The sequence below is a fragment of the Pseudomonas sp. JH-2 genome (assembly GCF_036231725.1).
GTDB lineage: Bacteria > Pseudomonadota > Gammaproteobacteria > Pseudomonadales > Pseudomonadaceae > Pseudomonas > Pseudomonas delhiensis.
Window position 1 is genome coordinate 40,905 of record NZ_JAZAQP010000012.1, and the last position, 22,074, is coordinate 62,978.

At 67.7% G+C, this 22,074-nt stretch carries 17 protein-coding genes; 6 read left to right on the plus strand and 11 right to left on the minus strand.

The features are described 5' to 3' along the window. Nucleotides 1-110: 110 nt before the first annotated feature. Nucleotides 111-791, plus strand: coding sequence for a TetR/AcrR family transcriptional regulator (locus VV867_RS10925; protein ID WP_109936804.1), 681 nt, complete (start codon nt 111-113; stop codon nt 789-791). Between the two features lie 555 nt (nt 792-1,346). Here the strand turns inward: VV867_RS10925 and VV867_RS10930 are convergent. Then, nucleotides 1,347-2,747 carry an amino acid permease gene (locus tag VV867_RS10930; RefSeq protein WP_328566367.1) on the minus strand — a complete coding sequence of 467 codons (1,401 nt, stop codon included), beginning with the start codon at nt 2,745-2,747 and terminating at the stop codon, nt 1,347-1,349. Nucleotides 2,748-2,866: 119 nt separating this feature from the next. After that, nucleotides 2,867-4,333 (minus strand): glyceraldehyde-3-phosphate dehydrogenase, encoded by a 1,467-nt coding sequence (locus VV867_RS10935; protein WP_328566368.1) that lies wholly within the window; start codon nt 4,331-4,333, stop codon nt 2,867-2,869. Nucleotides 4,334-4,472: 139 nt separating this feature from the next. On the opposite strand from VV867_RS10935, the gene mfd reads away from it, so the two are divergent. Genes mfd through VV867_RS10950 form a run of 3 tightly spaced genes read left to right on the plus strand, consistent with a single transcriptional unit; the run spans nt 4,473 to nt 11,921 of the window. Beyond that, entirely contained in the window at nt 4,473-7,931 is a 3,459-nt protein-coding gene (mfd, locus tag VV867_RS10940) for a transcription-repair coupling factor (protein WP_328566369.1), read from the plus strand. Between the two features lie 9 nt (nt 7,932-7,940). Next, nucleotides 7,941-8,594, plus strand: a complete 654-nt coding sequence (locus VV867_RS10945) for a CsiV family protein (RefSeq protein WP_328566370.1) — start codon at nt 7,941-7,943, stop codon at nt 8,592-8,594. A 21-nt stretch (nt 8,595-8,615) separates the two neighbouring features. Continuing rightward, nucleotides 8,616-11,921: a DEAD/DEAH box helicase gene (locus VV867_RS10950; protein ID WP_328566371.1), complete on the plus strand. Its 3,306-nt coding sequence runs from the start codon at nt 8,616-8,618 to the stop codon at nt 11,919-11,921. A 384-nt stretch (nt 11,922-12,305) separates the two neighbouring features. Here VV867_RS10950 and VV867_RS10955 read toward each other — a convergent pair whose 3' ends face one another. The 4 genes from VV867_RS10955 to VV867_RS10970 form a co-directional block, all read right to left on the minus strand. Next, a complete protein-coding gene (locus VV867_RS10955; RefSeq protein ID WP_275627190.1) occupies nt 12,306-13,043 on the minus strand; it encodes an S-methyl-5'-thioinosine phosphorylase in 738 nt (245 codons plus the stop codon). A 9-nt stretch (nt 13,044-13,052) separates the two neighbouring features. Continuing rightward, nucleotides 13,053-14,051 carry a beta-N-acetylhexosaminidase gene (gene nagZ / locus VV867_RS10960; RefSeq protein WP_109936834.1) on the minus strand — a complete coding sequence of 333 codons (999 nt, stop codon included), beginning with the start codon at nt 14,049-14,051 and terminating at the stop codon, nt 13,053-13,055. A 10-nt stretch (nt 14,052-14,061) separates the two neighbouring features. After that, the gene (locus VV867_RS10965; RefSeq protein WP_109936835.1) at nt 14,062-14,586 is read right to left on the minus strand and encodes a L,D-transpeptidase; all 525 of its coding nucleotides are present in this window, start codon (nt 14,584-14,586) and stop codon (nt 14,062-14,064) included. Between the two features lie 66 nt (nt 14,587-14,652). Further along, nucleotides 14,653-15,360, minus strand: coding sequence for a TetR/AcrR family transcriptional regulator (locus tag VV867_RS10970; protein ID WP_109936836.1), 708 nt, complete (start codon nt 15,358-15,360; stop codon nt 14,653-14,655). Nucleotides 15,361-15,589: 229 nt separating this feature from the next. Between VV867_RS10970 and lexA the strand changes: the two genes are divergently transcribed. Then, a complete protein-coding gene (gene lexA / locus VV867_RS10975) occupies nt 15,590-16,204 on the plus strand; it encodes a transcriptional repressor LexA (RefSeq protein ID WP_109936837.1) in 615 nt (204 codons plus the stop codon). A gap of 11 nt (nt 16,205-16,215) precedes the next feature. Next, nucleotides 16,216-16,689 carry an SOS-induced cell division inhibitor SulA gene (sulA, locus tag VV867_RS10980; protein ID WP_275627194.1) on the plus strand — a complete coding sequence of 158 codons (474 nt, stop codon included), beginning with the start codon at nt 16,216-16,218 and terminating at the stop codon, nt 16,687-16,689. A gap of 12 nt (nt 16,690-16,701) precedes the next feature. Here sulA and VV867_RS10985 read toward each other — a convergent pair whose 3' ends face one another. The 5 genes from VV867_RS10985 to fadA form a co-directional block, all read right to left on the minus strand. Then, complete coding sequence (locus VV867_RS10985; protein ID WP_009621357.1) at nt 16,702-16,935, minus strand: hypothetical protein; 234 nt, start codon at nt 16,933-16,935, stop codon at nt 16,702-16,704. A 79-nt stretch (nt 16,936-17,014) separates the two neighbouring features. After that, nucleotides 17,015-17,536, minus strand: a complete 522-nt coding sequence (locus VV867_RS10990) for a DUF6586 family protein (RefSeq protein ID WP_328566372.1) — start codon at nt 17,534-17,536, stop codon at nt 17,015-17,017. Between the two features lie 66 nt (nt 17,537-17,602). Continuing rightward, complete coding sequence (gene topA / locus VV867_RS10995; RefSeq protein WP_328566373.1) at nt 17,603-20,212, minus strand: type I DNA topoisomerase; 2,610 nt, start codon at nt 20,210-20,212, stop codon at nt 17,603-17,605. Nucleotides 20,213-20,308: 96 nt separating this feature from the next. Beyond that, complete coding sequence (locus tag VV867_RS11000) at nt 20,309-20,566, minus strand: DUF1653 domain-containing protein (protein WP_177412120.1); 258 nt, start codon at nt 20,564-20,566, stop codon at nt 20,309-20,311. 319 nt (nt 20,567-20,885) lie between these two features. Then, nucleotides 20,886-22,061: an acetyl-CoA C-acyltransferase FadA gene (gene fadA, locus VV867_RS11005; protein ID WP_109936840.1), complete on the minus strand. Its 1,176-nt coding sequence runs from the start codon at nt 22,059-22,061 to the stop codon at nt 20,886-20,888. Nucleotides 22,062-22,074 lie beyond the last annotated feature (13 nt).

Below are 22,074 nucleotides of genomic sequence, written 5' to 3' on the forward strand. Positions count from 1 at the left end.
CTAGCCAGTGGCGACGAGAAACAAGCATACAAGCATAGACCAGTAATTCAAATTTGAATTTGATCTATACAGGCTTTAGTCTGCTACACCTGATCCAGCAGGGTGCAGTCATGCCTAGCTCTCCCTCCAAGCCCCGCCAAGCGCCGCAACGCGCCCCCCGCCAGGACGGCGAAGCCACCCGCCGGCGCATTCTCCTGGCGGCCGGCGAACTGTTCGCCGAGCGTGGCTACGCCGACACCACCAGCAAGGCCATCTGCCAGCGCGCGCAGTGCAACATGGCCGCGGTGAACTACCACTTCGGCAGCCGCGACGGGCTCTATCGCGCGGTGCTGCAGGACATGCACAAGCACCTGATCGGCTACGACCAGCTCGAACAGCTGACCCGCAACGAGCGCCCGCCCCGCGACAAGCTCGCCGGCCTGATCGGGGCGCTGACCCTCAACGTCGCCAACGGCCAGCGCTGGCAGGCGCGCCTGTGGGCCCGCGAGCTGCTGACGCCGTCGCCCTTCCTCTCCGAACTCATCGACCAGGAGGCCATGCCCAAGGTGCGCCTGGTGATGGCCCTGCTGGGCGAACTCACCGGCATCCCCGCCCAGGAACCGGCGCTGCTGCGCTGCCTGTTCAGCGTGATAGCGCCCTACCTGACGCTGCAGGTCATCAGCCGGGAAATCCCCACGCCGCTGACCGGCCTGTTCGAGCAACCGGCGGAAGACCTCGCCCGCCACCTGCAACTGTTCGCCCTGGCCGGGCTGGAGGCGGTGGCGCGGGATTACCACGACGGGCGGCTGTAGTGCGGCACAGGCCGTGCTACAGCGCAGCCGGTGGCGCCGATCGCGGACGGAGTCCTACGACCGTGCTCGACCGTAGGGCGAATAACCGTTCGCGGTTATCCGCCGTTGGCCGTGCTACCGGAGCGTCCGGCGTGGCCGGTGAATCCAATCGCGGACGGAGTCCGCTCCTACGTCCGTGCTGCCTGGAACCGTAGGAGCAACTGTCTCGCGGCCTGCGCCTAGTTGCTCTTCGTAGGAGCGAGCTTGCTCGCGAACCGCATGGCACCGCGTTTGTTCGCGAGCAAGCTCGCTCCTACGAGAAGCCACGCTCGCCTGGAACCGTAGGAGCGGACTCTGTCCGCGATTTGACGGATAACGCCGTAGGCGTTATGCGCCCTACGAACTATCGCGAACGCGGAAACCCAGGGTTCGCGAGCAAGCTCGCTCCTACAAGAACGTTTTCCAGCGAAACATCGGTGCGTAGGGCGCATAACCGTTCGCGGTTATCCGCCGTTGCAAACAAAAAGGCCGCACCCCGGTAGGAGTGCGGCCCTTTCTCGTCCAGCGCCGGCGGGATCAGGCGGTAGCCCGGGCCTCGCCCTTGCGCTTGACCAGGTAGCACAGGCCCATCAGCACCACCCACACCGGGATGGCGTAGACCGACACGTCGATGCCCGGGATCTGCAGCATGATGCCGAGGATGAACACCACGAAGGCCAGGCACAGCCAGTTGCTGAACGGATAGAACAGCGAACGGAACGAGGTCTTCACGCCCTCACGGTCCTTGGCGCGGCGGAACATCAGGTGGGCCAGGCTGATCATCGCCCAGTTGATCACCAGCGCCGCCACCACCAGGGACATCAGCAGCTCCAGCGCCTGGTGCGGGATCACGTAGTTGACCACCACGCAGGCCAGGGTGATGAAGGCCGAGACGCCGATGGCCAGCAGCGGCACGCCGCGGTCGTCGACCTTGGCGAAGGCGCGCGGGGCGTCGCCCTGCTCGGCCAGGCCGAAGAGCATGCGGCTGTTGCAGTACACGCAGCTGTTGTAGACCGACAGCGCCGCGGTCAGCACCACGAAGTTCAGCACGTTGGCCGCCACGTCGCTGCCCAGCAGCGAGAACACCTTCACGAAGGGGCTGCCGCTGTAGGGGTCGCCGGAGCTGTTGATACTCTGCAGCAGCGCGTCCCACGGGTACAGCGAGAGCAGCACGGCCAGGGCGCCGATGTAGAAGATCAGGATGCGGTAGATCACCTGGTTGATCGCCTTGGGGATCACCTTCTTCGGTTCCGCGGCCTCGGCCGCGGTGATGCCCACCAGCTCCAGGCCGCCGAAGGAGAACATGATGATCGCCAGGACCATCACCAGGCCGGAAATGCCGTTGGGGAAGAAGCCGCCGTGGCTCCACAGGTTGCTCACCGAGGCCTGCGGGCCGCCGTGGCCGCTGGCCAGCAGCCAGACGCCGAGCAGGATCATGCCGATGATGGCGGCGACCTTGATGATGGCGAACCAGAACTCGGTCTCGCCGAAGGCCTTCACGTTGAACAGGTTGATGGCGTTGATCAGCACGAAGAAGATCGCCGCGGTGGCCCAGGTGGGGAAGTCCGGCCACCAGAACTGGATGTACTTGCCGACCGCCGTCAGTTCCGACATGCCGACCAGGATGTACAGCACCCAGTAGTTCCAGCCGGACATGAAGCCGGCGAAGCCGCCCCAGTACTTGTGGGCGAAGTGGCTGAAGGAGCCGGCGACCGGCTCCTCGACGATCATCTCGCCGAGCTGGCGCATGATCAGGAAGGCGATGAAACCGCCGATGGCGTAGCCGAGAATCATCGACGGGCCGGCGGATTGCAGGACACCGGCCGAGCCCAGGAACAGGCCGGTACCGATGGCGCCACCCAGGGCGATCAGCTGGATGTGGCGGTTCTTCAGGCCGCGCTTGAGCGAGCCTTCGTGCAGATGGGGGTGTCCATCCATTGCGGGGTTCCTCGGTAGAGGGGTTGGCTTTCTTTTTATGCTTATGGGTCGCGGGGTACGCGGAAGACTAACGAAAAACGGGAGCCCGAGAGCTCCCGTTTTCCATTTTCAGACCTGGCTTAGCGCGGGAAGGCCGGCGGGTTGACCCCTGCCATCTCTTCCATCACGCGGATCACCTGGCAGCTGTAGCCGAACTCGTTGTCGTACCACACGTACAGCACGACGCGGTTGTCGTTGCAGATGGTGGCTTCGGCATCGACCACGCCGGCGTGGCGGGAACCGACGAAGTCGGTGGAGACCACTTCCTGGGAGCTGACGAAGTCGATCTGCTTCTGCAGGTCCGAGTGCATGGCCATCTGGCGCAGGTACTCGTTGATCTCCTCGCGGGAGGTCGACTTGTTCAGGTTCAGGTTGAGGATGGCCATGGACACGTTCGGGGTGGGAACGCGGATGGCGTTGCCGGTCAGCTTGCCCTTCAGTACCGGCAGGGCCTTGGCGGCGGCGGTGGCGGCACCGGTCTCGGTGATCACCATGTTCAGCGGAGCGCTGCGGCCGCGGCGGCTGCCCTTGTGGAAGTTGTCGATCAGGTTCTGGTCGTTGGTGTACGAGTGAACGGTCTCGACGTGGCCGTTGACGATGCCGTACTGGTCATCGACAGCCTTCAGCACCGGCACGATGGCGTTGGTGGTGCAGGAAGCGGCGGAGACGATCTTGTCGTCGGCGGTGATGTCGCCATGGTTGATGCCATGGACGATGTTCTTCAGCGCGCCCTTGCCCGGGGCGGTGAGGATCACGCGGTCGACGCCCGGGCACTTCAGGTGCTGGCCCAGGCCCTCGGCGTCGCGCCACTTGCCGGTGTTGTCCACCAGCAGGGCGTTCTTGATGCCGTACTGGGTGTAGTCCACCGAGGACGGATCGTTGGAGTAGATCACCTGGATCAGGTTGCCGTTGGCGGTGATGGTGTTGCTGGCCTCATCGATGGTGATGGTGCCGTTGAACTTGCCATGCACGGAATCGCGGCGCAGCAGGCTGGCGCGCTTGACCAGGTCGTTCTCGGCGCCCTTGCGCACGACGATGGCGCGCAGGCGCAGGCCGTCGCCGCCACCGGTCTTCTCGATCAGGATGCGCGCCAGCAGGCGGCCGATGCGGCCGAAGCCGTACAGCACGACGTCGGTGCCTTCGCGGGCGGCGCCGTTCTGCTTGCCGACCACGTCGGCCAGCTCGTCCTTGGTGAACTGCTCGATGCTGCGGCCGTTACCCTCGGACTTGAACTTGGCGACCATCTTGCCCAGGTCGACGGAAGCTGCGCCGAGCTTCAGGTCGCTCATGGCCTTGAGGATGGGGAAGGTGTCGTGGACCGACAGCTCGGCTTCGCCGGCCAGGCGGTGGCGGGCGAAACGGTGAGCCTTGAGGATGTCGATCACCGAACGGTTGATCAGGCCACGGCCGTAGATCGAGGTCACCACGTTGTTGTTGCGGTAGAGCTGGCCGATCAGCGGAATCATGGCTTCCGCGAGGGCTTCACGATCGATCCACTCACCGAGACACTGGTCGGGCTTCTGATTCACGGGCATTACCTTCCACATGTAGGAGAAGAAAAAAGGGGCTACATTATGACGGTGCAGGCCATCGTCGGCAATCTGCACCGCTGCAAAGACTGACAGCCGTCAATCGGGATAGTTACAATCCACCCGGTCAAATTTCCGACCGGAGCCCGCTACGCCCGTGTCCGTATTGCGTATTCCCGCCCTGCCGGCCGCGGCCGGCAAGCAAGCCTGGGGCAACCTGCCCGGCGCCGCCCTGAGCCTGGCGATCGCCGAAGCCGCCGCCCCGGCGAAACGATTCACCCTGTTGCTCACCGCCGACAGCCAGAGCGCCGAACGGCTGGAGCAGGAGCTGCATTTCTTCGCCCCGGATTTGCCGGTGCTGCAGCTGCCGGACTGGGAAACCCTGCCCTACGACGTGTTTTCACCGCACCAGGACATCATTTCCCAGCGCGTCGCCGCCCTCTACCAACTGCCCGGCCTCAAGCATGGCGTGCTGGTGGTGCCGATCAGCACCGCCCTGCACCGCCTGGCGCCGGCCAGGTTCCTGCTCGGCAGCAGCCTGGTGCTGGACGTCGGCCAGAAGCTCGACGTCGAGCAGATGCGCCTGCGCCTGGAAGCCGCCGGCTACCGCTGCGTGGACACCGTCTACGAACACGGCGAGTTCGCCGTGCGCGGCGCGCTCATCGACCTGTTCCCGATGGGCAGCGAGCTGCCCTACCGCATCGACCTGTTCGACGACGAGATCGAGACGCTGCGCACCTTCGACCCGGAGAACCAGCGCTCCATCGACAAGGTGCAGAGCATCCGCCTGCTGCCGGCGCGCGAGTTCCCGCTGCGCAAGGAAGCGGTCACCGGCTTCCGCAACCGCTTCCGCGAGCGCTTCGACGTCGACTACCGGCGCTGCCCGATCTACCAGGACCTGGCCAGCGGCCTGACCCCGGCCGGCATCGAGTACTACCTGCCGCTGTTCTTCGAGGACGGCGAGACCTCGACCCTGTTCGACTACCTGCCGCAAGACACCCAGGTGTTCTCCCTGCCGGGCATCGAGCAGGCCGCCGAGCAGTTCTGGAACGACGTGCGCAGCCGCTACGAGGACCGCCGCTACGACCCCGAGCGGCCGCTGCTGCCACCGGCCGAGGTGTTCCTGCCGGTGGAAGACTGCTTCGCCCGGCTGAAGCACTGGCCGCGCGTGGTGGTCAGCGCCGAGGCCATCGAACCGGGCGTCGGCCGCGAGAGCTTCCCCGCCGAACCGCTGCCGGACCTGGCCATCGAGGCCAAGGCCAGCGAACCGCTGGCGCGCCTGCGCCGCTTCATCGAGGAATTCCCCGGGCGCATCCTGTTCAGCGCCGAATCCGCCGGGCGCCGCGAGGTGCTGCTGGAACTGCTGGCGCGGCTGAAGCTGCGGCCCAGCGAGGTCGACGGCTGGCCGGCCTTCCTCGAACACCCGGAACGCCTGGCCATCACCATCGCCCCGCTGGACGACGGCCTGCTGCTGCAGGACGGCGCCCAGGGCGTGGCGCTGATCGCCGAGAGCCCGCTGTTCGGCCAGCGCGTGATGCAGCGCCGGCGCCGCGAGAAGACCCGCGACGGCGGCGAGAACGTCATCAAGAACCTCACCGAGCTGCGCGAAGGCGCGCCGGTGGTGCACATCGACCACGGCGTCGGCCGCTACATGGGCCTGATCACCCTGGAGATCGACGGGCAGAGCGCCGAGTTCCTGGCCCTGGAGTACGCCGACGAGGCCAAGCTCTACGTGCCGGTGGCCAACCTGCACCTGATCGCCCGCTACACCGGCAGCGACGACGCCCTGGCGCCGCTGCACAAGCTCGGCTCCGAGGCCTGGCAGAAGGCCAAGCGCAAGGCCGCCGAGCAGGTCCGCGACGTCGCCGCCGAGCTGCTCGACATCTACGCCCGCCGCGCCGCGCGCAAGGGCTACGCGTTCAAGGACCCGCAGGCCGACTACACGACCTTCTCCGCCGGCTTCCCCTTCGAGGAAACCCCGGACCAGCAATCGGCCATCGACGCGGTGGTCGCCGACATGCTCGCCGACAAGCCGATGGACCGCCTGGTCTGCGGCGACGTCGGCTTCGGCAAGACCGAGGTGGCCATGCGCGCCGCCTTCGTCGCGGTGCACAGCGGCAAGCAGGTGGCGGTGCTGGTGCCCACCACCCTGCTCGCCCAGCAGCACTACAACAGCTTCCGCGACCGCTTCGCCGACTGGCCGGTGAACGTCGAGGTGATGAGCCGCTTCAAGACCGCCAAGGAAGTCGAAGGCGCGGTCGGGCAACTGGCCGAGGGCAAGCTGGACATCGTCATCGGCACCCACAAGCTGCTGCAGGGCGATGTCAGGTTCAAGAACCTCGGCCTGGTCATCATCGACGAGGAGCACCGCTTCGGCGTGCGCCAGAAGGAACAGCTCAAGGCCCTGCGCAGCGAGGTGGACATCCTCACCCTCACCGCCACGCCCATCCCGCGCACGCTGAACATGGCGGTGGCCGGCATGCGCGACCTGTCGATCATCGCCACGCCGCCGGCGCGCCGCCTGTCGGTGCGCACCTTCGTCATGGAAGAGCAGAACGCGGTGATCAAGGAAGCGCTGCTGCGCGAGCTGCTGCGCGGCGGCCAGGTCTACTACCTGCACAACGAGGTGAAGACCATCGAGAAGTGCGCCCGCGACCTGGCCGAGCTGGTCCCCGAGGCGCGCATCGGCATCGGCCACGGGCAGATGCACGAGCGCGACCTGGAACGGGTGATGAGCGACTTCTACCACAAGCGCTTCAACGTGCTGGTGGCCTCGACCATCATCGAGACCGGCATCGACGTGCCCAGCGCCAACACCATCCTCATCGAGCGCGCCGACAAGTTCGGCCTGGCCCAGTTGCACCAGCTGCGCGGGCGCGTCGGCCGCAGCCACCACCAGGCCTACGCCTACCTGCTCACCCCGCCGCGCAAGCAGATGACGCCCGACGCCGAGAAGCGCCTGGAAGCCATCGCCAACGCCCAGGACCTGGGCGCCGGCTTCGTCCTGGCCACCCACGACCTGGAGATCCGCGGCGCCGGCGAGCTGCTCGGCGAAGGCCAGAGCGGGCAGATCCAGGCGGTGGGCTTCACCCTCTACATGGAAATGCTCGAACGCGCGGTCAAGGCCATCCGCAAGGGCGAGCAGCCGAACCTGGAGCAGCCCCTGGGCGGCGGCCCGGACATCAACCTGCGGGTGCCGGCCTTGATTCCCGAGGACTACCTGCCCGACGTGCACGCCCGGCTGATCCTCTACAAGCGCATCGCCAACCAGGTGGACGAGGACGGCCTGCGCGAGCTGCAAGTGGAAATGATCGACCGCTTCGGCCTGCTGCCCGACCCGGTGAAGAACCTGGTGCGTCTGACACTCCTGAAACTGCAGGCCCAGAAGCTCGGCATCGTCAAGGTGGATGCCGGACCGCAGGGCGGCCGGGTAGAATTCGCCGCCGATACCTGCGTCGACCCGCTGGTGCTGATCAAGCTGATCCAGAGCCAGCCGAACCGCTACAGGCTCGAAGGCGCGACCCTGTTCAAGTTCCAGGTGCCCATGGAGCGCCCGGAAGAACGCTTCAACACCCTCGAGGCGCTGTTCGAGCGCCTCGCGCCCAACGCATCCTAAAGGACCAGTATGTTCCGCTACCTGCCGCTGCTGCTTGCCCTTATCGCCCCGGCGAGCTTCGCCGACGACCTCTACCAGGTCGAACTGATCCTGTTCCAGCAGGAAGGCGACGTCGTCTATTCCAGCCAGCCGGCCCCCGATGACTGGGCCAAGGGCGCCCAGCCGCTGGGCGAGGACGCCCGCCGCCCGACGGCGATGGACGCCCAGGCCAACAAGCTGGCCCAGGCCCAGGGCTACCACGTGCTGATGCACAAGGCCTGGAAGCAGGCCATCGGCGAGGCGCCGGTGAAGATCGCCCTCGACGAGGGCCGCCAGCAGGACGGCCACTTCCCGGTGGAAGGCACCCTGACCCTGCGCCAGCAGCGCTTCGTCGACACCCAGGTGGACTTCTGGATCAACCAGTTCGGCGGCGACGGCCTGCTCGCCGGCAGCCAGCACATGGTCCAGGACGTCAGCCTGAAGAACGACGTGCTGGCCTACCTCGACCACCCCAGCCTGGGCATGCTGATCCGCGTCAGCCCGCTCAACGCCAAGCCCACCACCCCGCCGCCGGCGGAGATGCAGGAAGAGGCGCCGGCCGGCCAGCCGCAGCAGGGCGCGCCGGAAGCCCCGGCCAACGGCGGCTTCGACGCCCCGCCGGCGAGCGAGCCCGACCAGCAGTAACCCCGCCACGAAGGCCGCGCCATGGTCCCCTTTGCCGAGCACCTGCGACGCACCCCCTGGCGCCGCCTGTTCCCCGCCATCACCCTGGTCCGCGGCGAGGCTTACGCCCGCGAGGGCCGCGTGCAGCTCACCCGCGTCACCGAGCATACGCTGGACAGCCTGTGCCAGGGCTCGGGCAGCAACCGCTACCGCCAGCGCATCAGTTTCTCCCGCAGCGGCGACACCCTCGACTGCCAGTGCGATTGCCCGGTCGGCTTCGACTGCAAGCACTGCGCGGCGGCGCTGCTGCACCTGCTGGAGGAACAGCCGGCCTCCACCGCCACGCCTTCGTCACCGCCACCCGCGCCGGCGGTGCAGCCGGCCCCGACACCCGCCAGCCAGCTGTCGCCCCTGCTGCAGGCCTGGCTGAAGAAACTGCCCGCGGCCCTCAAGGCGCAGCCGCAAGCCCGGAAACCGTACAGCGCGCCCCTGCACTACCGGCTGACGAAGAACGGCCGGGTAATCATCCACGCCGCGGCGTATGGCGAGGACGGTCGCCCCCTGGGCTACCCGCGCATCCAGTCGATCGCCCAGGCCCTGGGCCGCGGCGTCGCCGAGCAGGACCGGCCGATCCTGATGCGGGCGCTAGGCGCCGCGGGCGTGCAGCCCCACGACAACGAGGTGCTCCTGCAAGGCCGGGATGGCGCCGAACTGCTGGCGATGCTCCTGGGCAGCGGGCAGCTGTTCCTCGACCTCGACGACCTCTCCAGCCGGCTGCAGCCGGGCCCGGAACTGCCCGCCCGGCTCGCCTGGCACAGCCGCGAGGACGGCTGCCACGTCATCGCCTGGGAAACCGACGCCGAGCCGCGCCCGCAACTGCTGACGCAACTGACGCCACCCTGGTACGTCGACCGCCAGGGCCGGCGCGCCGGCCCCTTGCGTCACCGCCTGCCCGACACCCTGGCCAACTACCTGCTGAATGCCCCGCCGGTGCCGGCGGAACAGGCCACGCTGTTCGGCCTGCAACTGAAGGAACTGGCGCCCGCGGCGCCGCTGCCGGTGAGCTACGCGGAACGGCGCCTGGAAGACGTCCGCCCCATTCCCCACCTGTACCTGACCAGCCGTACACAGCGCTCCTACAGCAGGGAACGCTATGGATTCGTCGACGAGCTGCGCCACCTGGCCGCGCTGAACTTCGCCTACCAGGGGCAGCAAGTGCACGGCCCGGTGCGCAAGGGCGAGCCGATCCGCTATCTCGTCGATGGCACCTTCGTCACCATCGAGCGCCAGCCCAAGGTCGAGCAGGCCTTGCGCAAGGCCCTGCAGAAGCTGGGCCTGGAGAAACTCGGCAAATACGACGCCCCCGGCACACTGAACCACAAGCACGAAGTCTTCTCGGCGGATGCCGATCTCTGGCCCACCATCCTGCGCGGCCTGCCCAAGCTGCGCGAACAGGGCTGGGTGGTCGACATGGCCGACGACTTCCTCCTCGACTTCAGCGAGGTCGAGGACTGGTACGTCCACATAGAGGAAGAGCCCGGCAACGCCTGGTTCGACCTGGAGCTGGGCATCCGCGTCGACGGCCAGGAGGTCAGCCTGCTGCAACCGCTGCTGGAACTGCTCCGCCAGCGCCCCGAGGCGCTGCGTAACGGCACCGCCACCGAGTTGCCCCTACAGCTCGACGCGCACCGCCAGGCCGACGGCAAGCCGCTGAAGGTCAGCCTGCCGCTGGAGCGGGTCAAGGCGATACTGCAGGTCCTGGAAGGGTTGTTCCTCGCCAGCCCGGAAAACAACGGCAACAGCCTGCGCCTGTCGAGCGCCGATGCCGGCCTGCTCGCCCAGCTCGACGAACATCCCCTGCACTGGCAGGGCGGCGAACGCCTGCTGCGCTTCGCCCGCCGCCTGCGCGAACACCCGCAGCAGCCATGCCGGGCCCCCGAGGGCCTGCGCGCCGAGCTGCGCCCCTACCAGCTGCAGGGCCTGGCCTGGATGCAGGCGCTGCGCGAACTGGAAGTGGGCGGCATCCTCGGCGACGACATGGGCCTGGGCAAGACGCTGCAGGTACTGGCGCACATCCTCGCGGAAAAGCGCGCCGGGCGCCTGGACCGCCCGGCCCTGGTGCTGATGCCCACCAGCCTGGTGGCCAACTGGCAGGACGAGGCCGCGCGCTTCGCCCCGGAGCTGCGCGTGCTCACCCTGCACGGCAGCGACCGCCACAAGGGCTTCGACGAACTCGGCCGCTACGACCTGCTGCTCAGCACCTACGCCCTGCTGCCGCGGGACATCGGGGCCCTGGGCCGGCAGCCGCTGCACCTGGCGGTGTTCGACGAGGCGCAGTACCTGAAGAACGCCAGCAGCAAGTCGGCCCAGGCCGCGGCGAAGCTCGACGCCCGGCAGCGCCTGTGCCTGACCGGCACGCCCCTGGAGAACCACCTGGGCGAGCTCTGGGCGCTGTTCGACCTGGTGATGCCCGGCTGGCTGGGCGATGCGCGCAGCTTCGCCCGCCTGTACCGCAACCCCATCGAAAAGGCCGGCGACAGCCAGCGCCTGGCCCACCTCAATGCCCGCATCCGGCCCTTCCTGCTGCGCCGCCGGAAGGACCAGGTGGCCGGCGAACTGCCGCCCAAGAGCGAGATCACCCACTGGGTGGAACTCAGCGACGCCCAGCGCGACCTCTACGAGACCGTGCGCCTGGCCATGGACAGCAAGGTCCGCGCGGAAATCCGGCGCAAGGGCCTGGCGCGCAGCCATATCGTCGTGCTGGAGGCCCTGCTCAAGCTGCGCCAGGTCTGCTGCGACCCGCGCCTGCTGGGCGAGGCCGTGCCGACGGCGGCCTCGGGCAAGCTCGGCGGCCTGCTGGAGATGCTCGACGAACTGCTCGACGAAGGCCGCCGGGTGCTGCTGTTCTCGCAGTTCACCTCGATGCTCGAACTGATCCAGGCGGAACTGGACGCGCGCGGCATCCGCTACGCCCTGCTCACCGGCGACACCCGCGACCGCCGCGGGCCGGTGGAGGACTTCCAGCAGGGCCGCGTGCCGCTGTTCCTGATCAGCCTGAAAGCCGGCGGCACGGGCCTCAACCTCACCGCCGCCGACACCGTGATCCACTACGACCCCTGGTGGAACCCGGCGGTGGAACAGCAGGCCACCGACCGCGCCTACCGCATCGGCCAGGACAAGCCGGTGTTCGTCTACAAGCTGATCGCCCGCGGCACCCTGGAAGAGAAGATCCAGCAGTTGCAGGCGAAGAAGGCGGCCCTGGCGGCCGGCGTGCTGGAGGAAGGCAAGGACAGCGGCCTGCAGCTGCAGGACAGCGACATAGACGCGCTCTTCGCGCCACTGCCGTAGGAGCGCGCCCTGCGCGCGAAATCGCGGACGGAATCCTACGGTCGCACCCAACCGTAGGGCGAATAACCGTTCGCGGTTATCCGCCGCCATTCGTGCCGCCGGGGTGTCCGGTGTGGCCGGTGAGTCCAATCGCGGACGGAGTCCGCTCCTACGCGGGCCGAGCCATGCCATTCCCCTGTAGGAGCGCGCCCTGCGCGCGAATCGCGGGCAGGGCCCGCTCCTACAATGGGGCGACATGGGAGACGCGAATTTTGATCCAGTCACCCCTGCGAACGAGGGAGCCCAGAAGACAGTTGCTCCTACGACCGTGCTTCCTGGAACCGTAGGAGCGGACTCTGTCCGCGATAACCGAACGCCCCGGCGCGATTCGCGGCGGCAGGCCCGTCAGCCCGCCAGCACCCGCGCCAGCGCCTCGCGCACCTTGCCGATGCCTTCATGCAGGGCCTGCTCGATCTCGGCCATGGTGATGATGCCGCTGGACTTGCCGGCCGCCGGGTTGACCACCAGCGACAGGCAGGCATAGGGCAGGTCCAGCTCGCGGGCCAGGGCGGCTTCCGGCATGCCGGTCATGCCGACGATGTCGCAGCCGTCGCGCTCCAGCCTGGCGATTTCCGCCACGGTTTCCAGGCGCGGGCCCTGGGTCGCGGCGTAGACGCCGTGGCTGCTGTGCGGGTGGCCCAGCGCCTGCAGCGCCGCCACCAGCTTCTGCCGCAGGCCCTCGTCGTAGGGATGGCTGAAGTCGATGTGGGTGACGTGGTCGATGTCGCCGGCGAAGTAGGTGTGCTCGCGGCCGTAGGTGTAGTCGATGATCTGGTGCGGCACGCAGAGGTGGCCGCTGCCCATGGCGGCGTGGATGCCGCCCACGGCGTTGACCGCCAGCACCGCCTGGGCGCCGGCCTGCTGCAGCGCCCAGAGGTTGGCGCGGTAGTTCACCTGGTGCGGCGGGACGCGGTGCGGGTGGCCGTGGCGGGCCAGGAACAGCACCTCGCGGCCAGCGTACTCGCCGCGCTGGATGGGCGCCGAGGGCGCGCCGTAGGGCGTGTCCAGGTTCAGCGAGTCCTTCAGGGTCAGGCCTTCCAGCTGGGTCAGGCCGGTGCCGCCGATGATGGCGTAGACGGTCATGGCGAATCCTCAGTCGATCAGTTGTGCCGCGCGCAGTTCGCCCACGGCCTGCTGCCAGCGCGGCAGCTGCTTGTACTCGATGCCCGGCCAGGCCTTGGCGCGCATCCGCGCCAGGCGCTCGGGCGCTTTCGCCTTCAGGCGCTGCAACGCGCCCAGGGCCAGCTCGGCGGCGCCACGGTCGTTGCACACCAGGCCCATGTCGCAGCCGGCCTTGAGCGCGGCCTGGATGCGGCTGGCGGCGTCGCCCACCACGTGGGCGCCGGCCATGGACAGGTCGTCGCTGAAGATCACCCCGTCGAAGCCCAGCTCGCCGCGCAGGATGTCCTGCAGCCAGCGCCGCGAGAAACCGGCGGGGCCGGCATCCACCTGCGGGTAGATGACGTGGGCGGGCATCACCGCGTCCAGCTCGCCGGCCAGGCGCTGGAAGGGCACCAGGTCGCTGCGGCGGATCTCGTCGAGGCTGCGCTCGTCTTCGGGAATGCCCACGTGGGAATCCACCTCGGCCCAGCCGTGGCCGGGGAAGTGCTTGCCGGTGGCGGCCATGCCGGCGGCGTGCATGCCGCGGATGAAGGCGCCGGCCAGGCGCGTGGCCCGCTCGGGGTCGCCCTCGAAGGCGCGGCTGCCGACCACGGCGCTGCGCTGGTGGTCCAGGTCCAGCACCGGGGCGAAGCTCAGGTCCAGGCCCACCGCCAGCACCTCGGTGGCCATCAGCCAGCCGCACTGCTCGGCCAGGCGCTCGGCATTGGCGTTGTCGGCGATGGCGCGCATCGCCGGCAGGCGCAGGAAGCCCTGGCGCAGGCGCTGCACGCGGCCGCCCTCCTGGTCCACCGCCAGCAGCAGGTCCGGGCGCAGGGCGCGGATGGCCGCGCAGAGTTCGCGCACCTGGCGCGGGCATTCGATGTTGCGGGCGAAGATGATCAGCCCGCCCACTTCGGGGTGGCGCAGGATCCGGCGGTCCTCGGCGGTGAGCCAGGTGCCGCCGATGTCGAGCATCAGGGAGCCTTGCATGGGGAAATCCTTAACAGGGTTCGGCCGTGCGCCACTGCGGCTGCGGCGCTTCGTCGAGAAGCACGCGGCAGTGCAGCGGCACGCGCGGGAAAAGTTGCAGCAGGTCGGCGTTGCGCAGCCGCACGCAGCCATGGGACAGCGGCACGCCCATGGGTTCGCAGTCCGGCGTGCCGTGCAGGTAGATGTAGCGACGGAAGGTATCCACTTCGCCCAGGCGGTTGACGCCGGGCTCGCAGCCGCTCAGCCAGAGGATGCGGGTGAGGATCCAGTCGCGCCCGGGAAACTGCTCGTGCAGCGCCTGGCTCCAGACCTCGCCGGTCCAGCGCCGGCCGCGCAGCACCGCGCCGCACGGCAGGCCCTCGCCGATCTTCGCCCGCACCTGGTGCAGGCCGCGGGGCGTGCAGCCGGAGCCCTGGCGCTCGCCGGCGCCGTTGCGCGCGGTGGAGACCGGCAGGCGCAGCACCAGGCGCTGCTCGGCGAAGCCGTAGAGCGTCTGGTCGGCAAGGGAAATGTGCAGCAGGTCGAGATCGGGCATCGTCCGCCAGCGACAGCAGGAATGGCCCGCTACTTTAGCCGATCGGCCGGGGCAGGCCCAGCGCGGTCAGACCTTGGCCGGTGCCGGGGCCTTGCTGCGCGGCTTGAGCTGGGCGCCGGCCAGGGACGGGTCGCTCACCCCGCTGTCGGCGCGCATGCCGGCAGCGAGGAAGGGCACCATCAGGCGCATCACCTGCTCGATGGAGGTGTTCACCCCGAAGTCGGTCTCGGCCATGGCGCGCAGCGCCTTGATCCCCGACATGCTGAAGGCGGCGGCGCCGAGCATGAAGTGCACGCGCCAGAACAGCTCGATGGGCGGCAGCCGCGGCGCGGCCTCGTTCACCAGCTGCATGTAGCGGCGGAACACCTTGCCGTAGACTTCCTCGAGGTACTTGCGCAGGTGCCCCTGGCTCTGGCTGAAGGCCAGGCCCAGCAGGCGCATGAAGATAGACAGGTCGTTGCCGCTGCGCGGCTTCACCGCCATGGCCTGCACCACCAGCAGTTCGAGCAGTTCCTCGAGGCTGGCGCGTGGCCCGTCGGGCTTGGCCTGGCGACGGTCCAGTTCCTTTTCCAGGCTGGCGCAGAAGGGCCCGAGGAAGCGCGAGAAGACCGCCTGGATCAGCGCCTTCTTCGAGCCGAAGTGGTAGTTCACCGCCGCCAGGTTGACCCCGGCCTTGCTGGTGATCAGACGCAACGAGGTCTCGGCGAAGCCTTTTTCCGCGAACAGCTGCTCCGCAGCATCGAGGATACGTTCGACGGTTTCCGACTGGGCCATGGATGAATCCACCTGACAAACACTTGTTTGAAACTTACGTTTCACAGCAATCCATTGTCAAGCCTGGCACGGGGGATTGTTGCGGATTTTCAGGCAATACGACGAACGATACCAGCGGGACGTTGGCCGAATCCGCCGAATTACCACCCCGCCCGACGAAATAATTCGTTGCCAGCGGCCGACCACTGTATATAATTCCAGCAACTGTACAAAAAGACAGAGTAGGGACATGCAGAAGCTGACGCCGCGCCAAGCCGAGATCCTCGCCTTCATCAAGCGTTGCCTGGAAGACAACGGCTACCCGCCCACGCGCGCCGAGATCGCCCAGGAGCTCGGCTTCAAGTCGCCCAACGCCGCCGAGGAGCACCTCAAGGCCCTGGCCCGCAAGGGCGCCATCGAGATGACCCCGGGCGCCTCGCGCGGCATCCGCATTCCCGGCTTCGAACCCAAGGCCGCGGCCAACGAGGACGAGCTGCCGATCATCGGCCGCGTCGCCGCCGGCGCGCCGATCCTCGCCGAGCAGAACGTCGAGGACGCCTGCCGCATCAACCCCACCTTCTTCAACCCGCGCGCCGACTACCTGCTGCGCGTACGCGGGCAGAGCATGAAGGACGTCGGCATCCTCGACGGCGACCTGCTCGCCGTGCACGTCACCCGCGAGGCGCGCAACGGCCAGATCGTCGTCGCCCGCCTCGGCGAGGAAGTCACGGTGAAGCGCTTCAAGCGCGAGGGCAGCAAGGTCTGGCTGCTCGCCGAGAACCCCGAGTTCGCCCCCATCGAGGTCGACCTCGAGGAACAGGAACTGATCATCGAAGGCTTGAGCGTCGGCGTCATCCGCCGCTGACAGGAGGCACCATGCAGTATCCCCAGCCGCTGGACCTGCCCCAACTGCCGCTGTTCCAGGAGGCGCTCTGGGCCAACGCCGAAGAGCCCCTGCTGGCCCAGCTGGCGGAACCGGACACCACCGAGGACGAAGCCTTCAGCGAACTGTCGCTGCGCGGCCTGCCGGGCCACTGCCAAAGCCTGCTGGCGCCCATCCTGCGCGAACTCAGCGAAGAACAGGATGCCCGCTGGCTGACGCTGATCGCCCCGCCGGCCAGCCTCACCCACGACTGGCTGCGCAAGGCCGGGCTGAACCGCGAGCGCATCCTGCTGCTGCCGGCCCGCGACCAGGCGTCCGCCCTGAGCCTGGCCTGCGAGGCGCTGCGCCTGGGCCACAGCCACACGGTGGTCAGTTGGCTGCCGGCGCTCAACGGCCGGACGCGCGCGCAACTGTCCCGCGCGGCACTCGCCGGGCAGGCGCAGAGCCTGAATATCCGTCTGGGGTAGAAAAGAAGGGAATCAGTGCAGGACGCGCGGGCCGTCCTGCTCGACCTCGCCGCCTTCGGCGAGGCGGCCGGCCAGTTGCACGCCGACGTTGAACATCGCCTTGGCGATCTCGATGTGCTGGCCCTGCAGGAAGCCCTTGGCGTCGTTGGAGAACTCCAGGGTCACCAGCGCCTCCTCGTCCTCCGCGCGGCGCAGTACGATGCGGCCATCGGGCAGTTCAACGATTTCCAGGAATGAGGTCGGCATGGCTAGGTTCTCTCACAGCAGAACGGCCATTGTAACAGCGATGACCGCCCTACCCTAGCCCGCCGACTTACGGCTTGCATCAGAGTTCGGTCAGTGCCCCGCGGAAACGCAGCACCATTTCCTTCAGCGACTTGCGCCAGGCTTCCAGCTCGGCATTGCCCAGGGCCTGCGGCGCCTCGTCGTCCAGACTGACGGCCTGGATCAGCGGCTGGGTCGGGTCGACCTTGGCCTTGCGCGGCTCGCGCGGCGGCTGGAACAGCTCGGCGTAGGCGGCCAGCAATTGCGCCAGCCAGGTTTCCGGCTGCTGCGCCAGTTCCACCAGCTCGGCCAGTTCCGGGCTCGGCGAGGCCGCCAGCACCTCGGCGTTGAGCAGCAGCTCGACGCGCGGCGCATTGGCCTCGGGCAGGCGGTAGTAGCCGGCGATCTCGTGGGCCACGCCCAGCACCGCGCCGTACAGGTGGAACAGCGCCGCCTCGCGCTCGGCCTGGACCTGCGCCTGGGCGTTCATCGGCCGCACCTCTTCCGCCTTGCGCCAGGCCTCCAGGGCCAGGCCGGCGAAATACAGCTTCTGGTTGGTGCGGGTGTAGCGTTCCTGAGCCATCAGCGCGCCCTCATACGGTCACTCGGCAGTATATGCGCACCCCGCCTGCGCGGGGCGCGCCGCCCATCAGCGCTTGTCCTCGACCTTCCACTTGCCGCCGTCGAAGAAGGCGCGCCAGCCGCTGGGCTTGCCGTCCACCTCGGACTGCACGTACTGCTCCTTGGTCTTGCGGCTGAAGCGGATCACCGCCGGGCGGCCGTCCGGGTCCTTCTGCGGCGCGGAGAGCAGGAAGTGGTACTTCGGGTCCAGCTCGTCCTTGTGCGGCACCAGCTCGCTCACCAGGGGCGCGCGGGTCTCGCGGTTCTTGGGGAACTGGCTGGCGGCCAGGAACAGGCCGGAAGCGCCGTCGCGCAGCACGTAGACGTCGTCGACCTTCTCGCACTTGAGCTCGGGCATGCGGATGGCGTCCATCTTCGGCGGCGCCGGCTCGCCGTTCTTCAGCAGCTTGCGGGTGTTCTTGCAGGCCGGGTTGGTGCAACCGAAGAACTTGCCGAAGCGGCCGGTCTTGAGCTGCATCTGGCTGCCGCACTTGTCGCATTCCAGGCTCGGGCCCTCGTAGCCCTTGATGCGGTACTGGCCTTGCTCGATCTCGTAGCCCGGGCAGTCCGGGTTGTTGCCGCAGATGTGCAGCTTGTGCTTCTCGTCCAGCAGGTAGGCGTCCATCGCCGTGCTGCAGATCGGGCAGCGGTGCTTGCCGCGCAGCACGCGGGACTCGGACTCGCCCTCGTCGTCCGCGGCGATCTCGTCGCCGGGGATGAGGTTGATGGTGGCCTTGCAGCGCTCCTTCGGCGGCAGGCTGTAGCCGGAGCAGCCAAGGAACACGCCGGTGGAGGCGGTGCGGATCATCATCGGCCGGCCGCACTCGCGGCAGGGGATGCTGGTCAGGGTCGGCTGGTTGGCGCGCATGCCCCTGTCGCTGACCTCGGCCACTTCGAGCTTCTTCTTGAAGTCGCCGTAGAACTCGTCCAGCAGGTGCTTCCAGTCGCGCTCGCCCTGGGCCACGTCGTCCAGGTGCTCTTCCATGCCGGCGGTGAAGCCGTAGTCCATCAGGTTGGAGAAGCTCTCGTTGAGGCGGTCGGTGACGATGTCGCCCATCTTCTCGGCGTAGAAGCGGCGGTTGTGGGTGGTGACGTAGCCGCGTTCCTGGATGGTCGAGATGATCGCCGCGTAGGTCGATGGGCGGCCGATGCCGCGCTTCTCCAGCTCCTTGACCAGGCTGGCTTCGGAATAACGCGCCGGCGGCTTGGTGAAGTGCTGGCTGGGGTCGAGCTTGAGCAGCTTCATCGCCTCGCCCTGGGCCATGTCCGGCAGCACGTCGTCCTCGCCCGGCTTGTTCTGCTGCGGCAGCACCCTGGTGTAGCCGTCGAACTTGAGGATGCGGCCCTTGGCGCGCAGCTCGAAGTCACCGGCGGCGACGCTGACGGTGGTGGACAGGTATTCGGCCGGCGGCATCTGGCAGGCCACGAACTGGCGCCAGATCAGGTCGTAGAGGCGCTCGGCGTCGCGCTCCATGCCCGACAGCTGGGTCGGGCGCAGGTTGACGTCGGACGGACGAATCGCTTCGTGCGCCTCCTGGGCGCCTTCCTTGCTCGAATAGAAGTTCGGCTTGGCCGGCAGGTATTTCTTGCCGAACTCGCCGTCGATGAAGCCGCGCACCATGTCGATGGCATCGGCCGACAGGTTGGTCGAGTCGGTACGCATGTAGGTGATGTAGCCGGCCTCGTAGAGGCGCTGGGCCATCATCATGGTCTTCTTCACGCCGAAGCCCAGGCGGTTGCTCGCGGCCTGCTGCAGGGTCGAGGTGATGAAGGGCGCCGAGGGCCGGCTGGAGGTCGGCTTGTCCTCGCGCTTGGCCACGCTGTAGCTGGAGGCCTTGAGCTTCTCCAGGGCGGCCATGGCCTGGGCTTCGTTCAGCGGCTTGAAGGCTTCGCCCTTCTCGCGCACCACTTCGAAGCGGGCCTTCTCGCCGCGCGGGGTGTTCAGGTCGGCATGGATTTCCCAGTATTCCTCGGGGACGAAGGCGCGGATCTCGCGCTCACGCTCCACCACCAGCTTCACCGCCACCGACTGCACGCGGCCGGCGGACAGGCCGCGGGCGATCTTGGACCACAGCAGCGGCGAGACCATGTAGCCCACCACGCGGTCGAGGAAGCGCCGCGCCTGCTGGGCGTTGACGCGGTTGATGTCCAGCTCGCCGGGCTGCGAGAAGGCCTCCTGGATGGCCTTCTTGGTGATCTCGTTGAAGACCACGCGCTTGTAGCGGCTGTCGTCGCCGCCGATGGCCTCGCGCAGGTGCCAGGCGATGGCCTCCCCTTCGCGGTCCAAGTCGGTTGCGAGGTAGATGGTGTCGGCATCCTTGGCCAGGCGGCGCAGTTCGTCGATCACCTTCTCCTTGCCGGGCAGGATCTCGTACTTGGCCTTCCAGCCGTGCTCCGGGTCCACGCCCATGCGGGTGAACAGCTGGCGCTTGGCCTTTTCCTTCGGCGACAGCGCAGGGGCTTCGGCGGCGCTCTTGCGAGCCTTGGCCGCGGCCGGCTCCTTGGCGCTGGACGATCCGCTGGTGGGCAGGTCGCGAATGTGGCCGATGCTCGACTTCACCACGTACTGGTTGCCCAGGTACTTGTTGATGGTCTTGGCCTTGGCCGGTGATTCCACGATGACCAGCGATTTACCCATGGATCGGAAGATTCCTGCTTCGAGAAGGTGAATATAAGGAGGGAGGCGCCCGGAACGGCACCGCTATATATAGTGGCGGTCCGTCCAAGGTCAAGCTCAGGATTCCCTGGAACCGACCTGGGTCAATCCCAGCGGGTCGCTTTCGGGCGTTACCAGAGCAAAGCGCGGAACCAGCTCGCCGTCCACCTCCACCGCTTCGGTGAACATGCCCAGCGGGCGTACCCACAGGCCGAATTCGCCGTACAGCGCCTGGTAGACCACCAGGGTCTCCTCGCTCTCCGAATGCCGCGCCACGCCCAGCACGCGGTAGTGCTGGCCCTTGTAGTGACGGTACAGGCCGGTCTGCAGTTCCATACGCTGCCCTCCTCGACGAAAAAAGCCGCGATTCTCCGGTGCCGGGGCGCGCCAGGCAATCCCCCGTTCCGGAAAAACGAAAGCCGGGGCACAGGGCCCCGGCTCGTCCACCTGCGAAAGCTTAGAATCTGTTCACGATCTCGCGAGCTAGCGCAGAACAAGGCGCAACGACCAACGGGAGTAACAGCCGAAGGCTGGCCCGAAGGGCGAGCGCAGCGAGTCAAATAGGCGAGGAAGCGCAGTTTAGTCCACTAAATGAGCATTGCTCGCCTGTTTTTAACGCAGTTATGCCGACGCGCAGCAGATCGTGGGCAGGTTCTTAGACGCGTTCGAAGATGGTGGTGATTCCCTGGCCGAGGCCCACGCACATGGTGGACACGCCCAGGGTGCCGCCGTTCTGCTTCATCACGTTCAGCAGGGTGCCGGAAATACGCGCACCGGAGCAGCCGAACGGGTGGCCCAGGGCGATGGCACCGCCATGCAGGTTGACCTTCTCGTCCATCTTGTCGAGCAGCTTGAGGTCCTTCAGCACCGGCAGGGCCTGGGCAGCGAAGGCTTCGTTGAGCTCGACGAAGTCGATGTCGGCGATGGTCAGGCCGGCGCGCTTGAGCGCCTTGTTGGTCGACGGAACCGGGCCGTAGCCCATGATCGCCGGATCGACGCCCGCCACGGCCATGGCGCGGACCACGGCCATCGGCTGGATGCCCAGGTCCTTGGCGCGCTGGGCGCTCATGACGATCATGCAGGAGGCGCCGTCGGTGATCTGCGAGGAAGTCCCCGCGGTCACGGTGCCGCCTTTCGGGTTGAACGCCGGCTTCAGCGAGGCCAGGCCTTCCAGGGTGGTTTCCGGACGAATGGTCTCGTCGAAGTCGAAGACCTTCAGGAAGCCGTTCTCGTCATACCCTTCCATCGGGATGATCTCGTCCTTGAACTTGCCTTCCTGGGTGGCCTTCCACGCCAGCTGGTGCGAACGCACGCCGAACTTGTCCTGGGCTTCGCGGGTGATGCCGTGCATCTTGCCCAGCATCTCCGCGGTCAGGCCCATCATGCCGGAGGCCTTGGCGGCGTACAGCGACAGGTGCGGGTTCGGGTCGACGCCGTGCATCATGCCGACGTGGCCCATGTGCTCCACGCCGCCGATGACGAAGACGTCGCCGTTGCCGGTCTGGATCGCCTGCACGGCGGTGTGCAGGGCGCTCATCGACGAGCCGCACAGGCGGCTGACGGTCTGGCCGGCGCTGGTGTGGGGGATCTGGGTCATCAGCGAGGCCATGCGGGCGATGTTCCAGCCCTGCTCCAGGGTCTGGTTGACGCAGCCCCAGATCACGTCCTCGACTTCCGCCGGGTCGACCAGCGGGTTGCGCTCCAGCACCTTGCTGATCAGGTTCGCGGACAGGGTCTCCGCGCGGGTGTTGCGGTGCATGCCGCCCTTGGAACGCCCCATCGGGGTGCGGCCGAAGTCGACAATGACAGCGTCTCTCGGATTCAGGCTCATAAATTCACTCTCG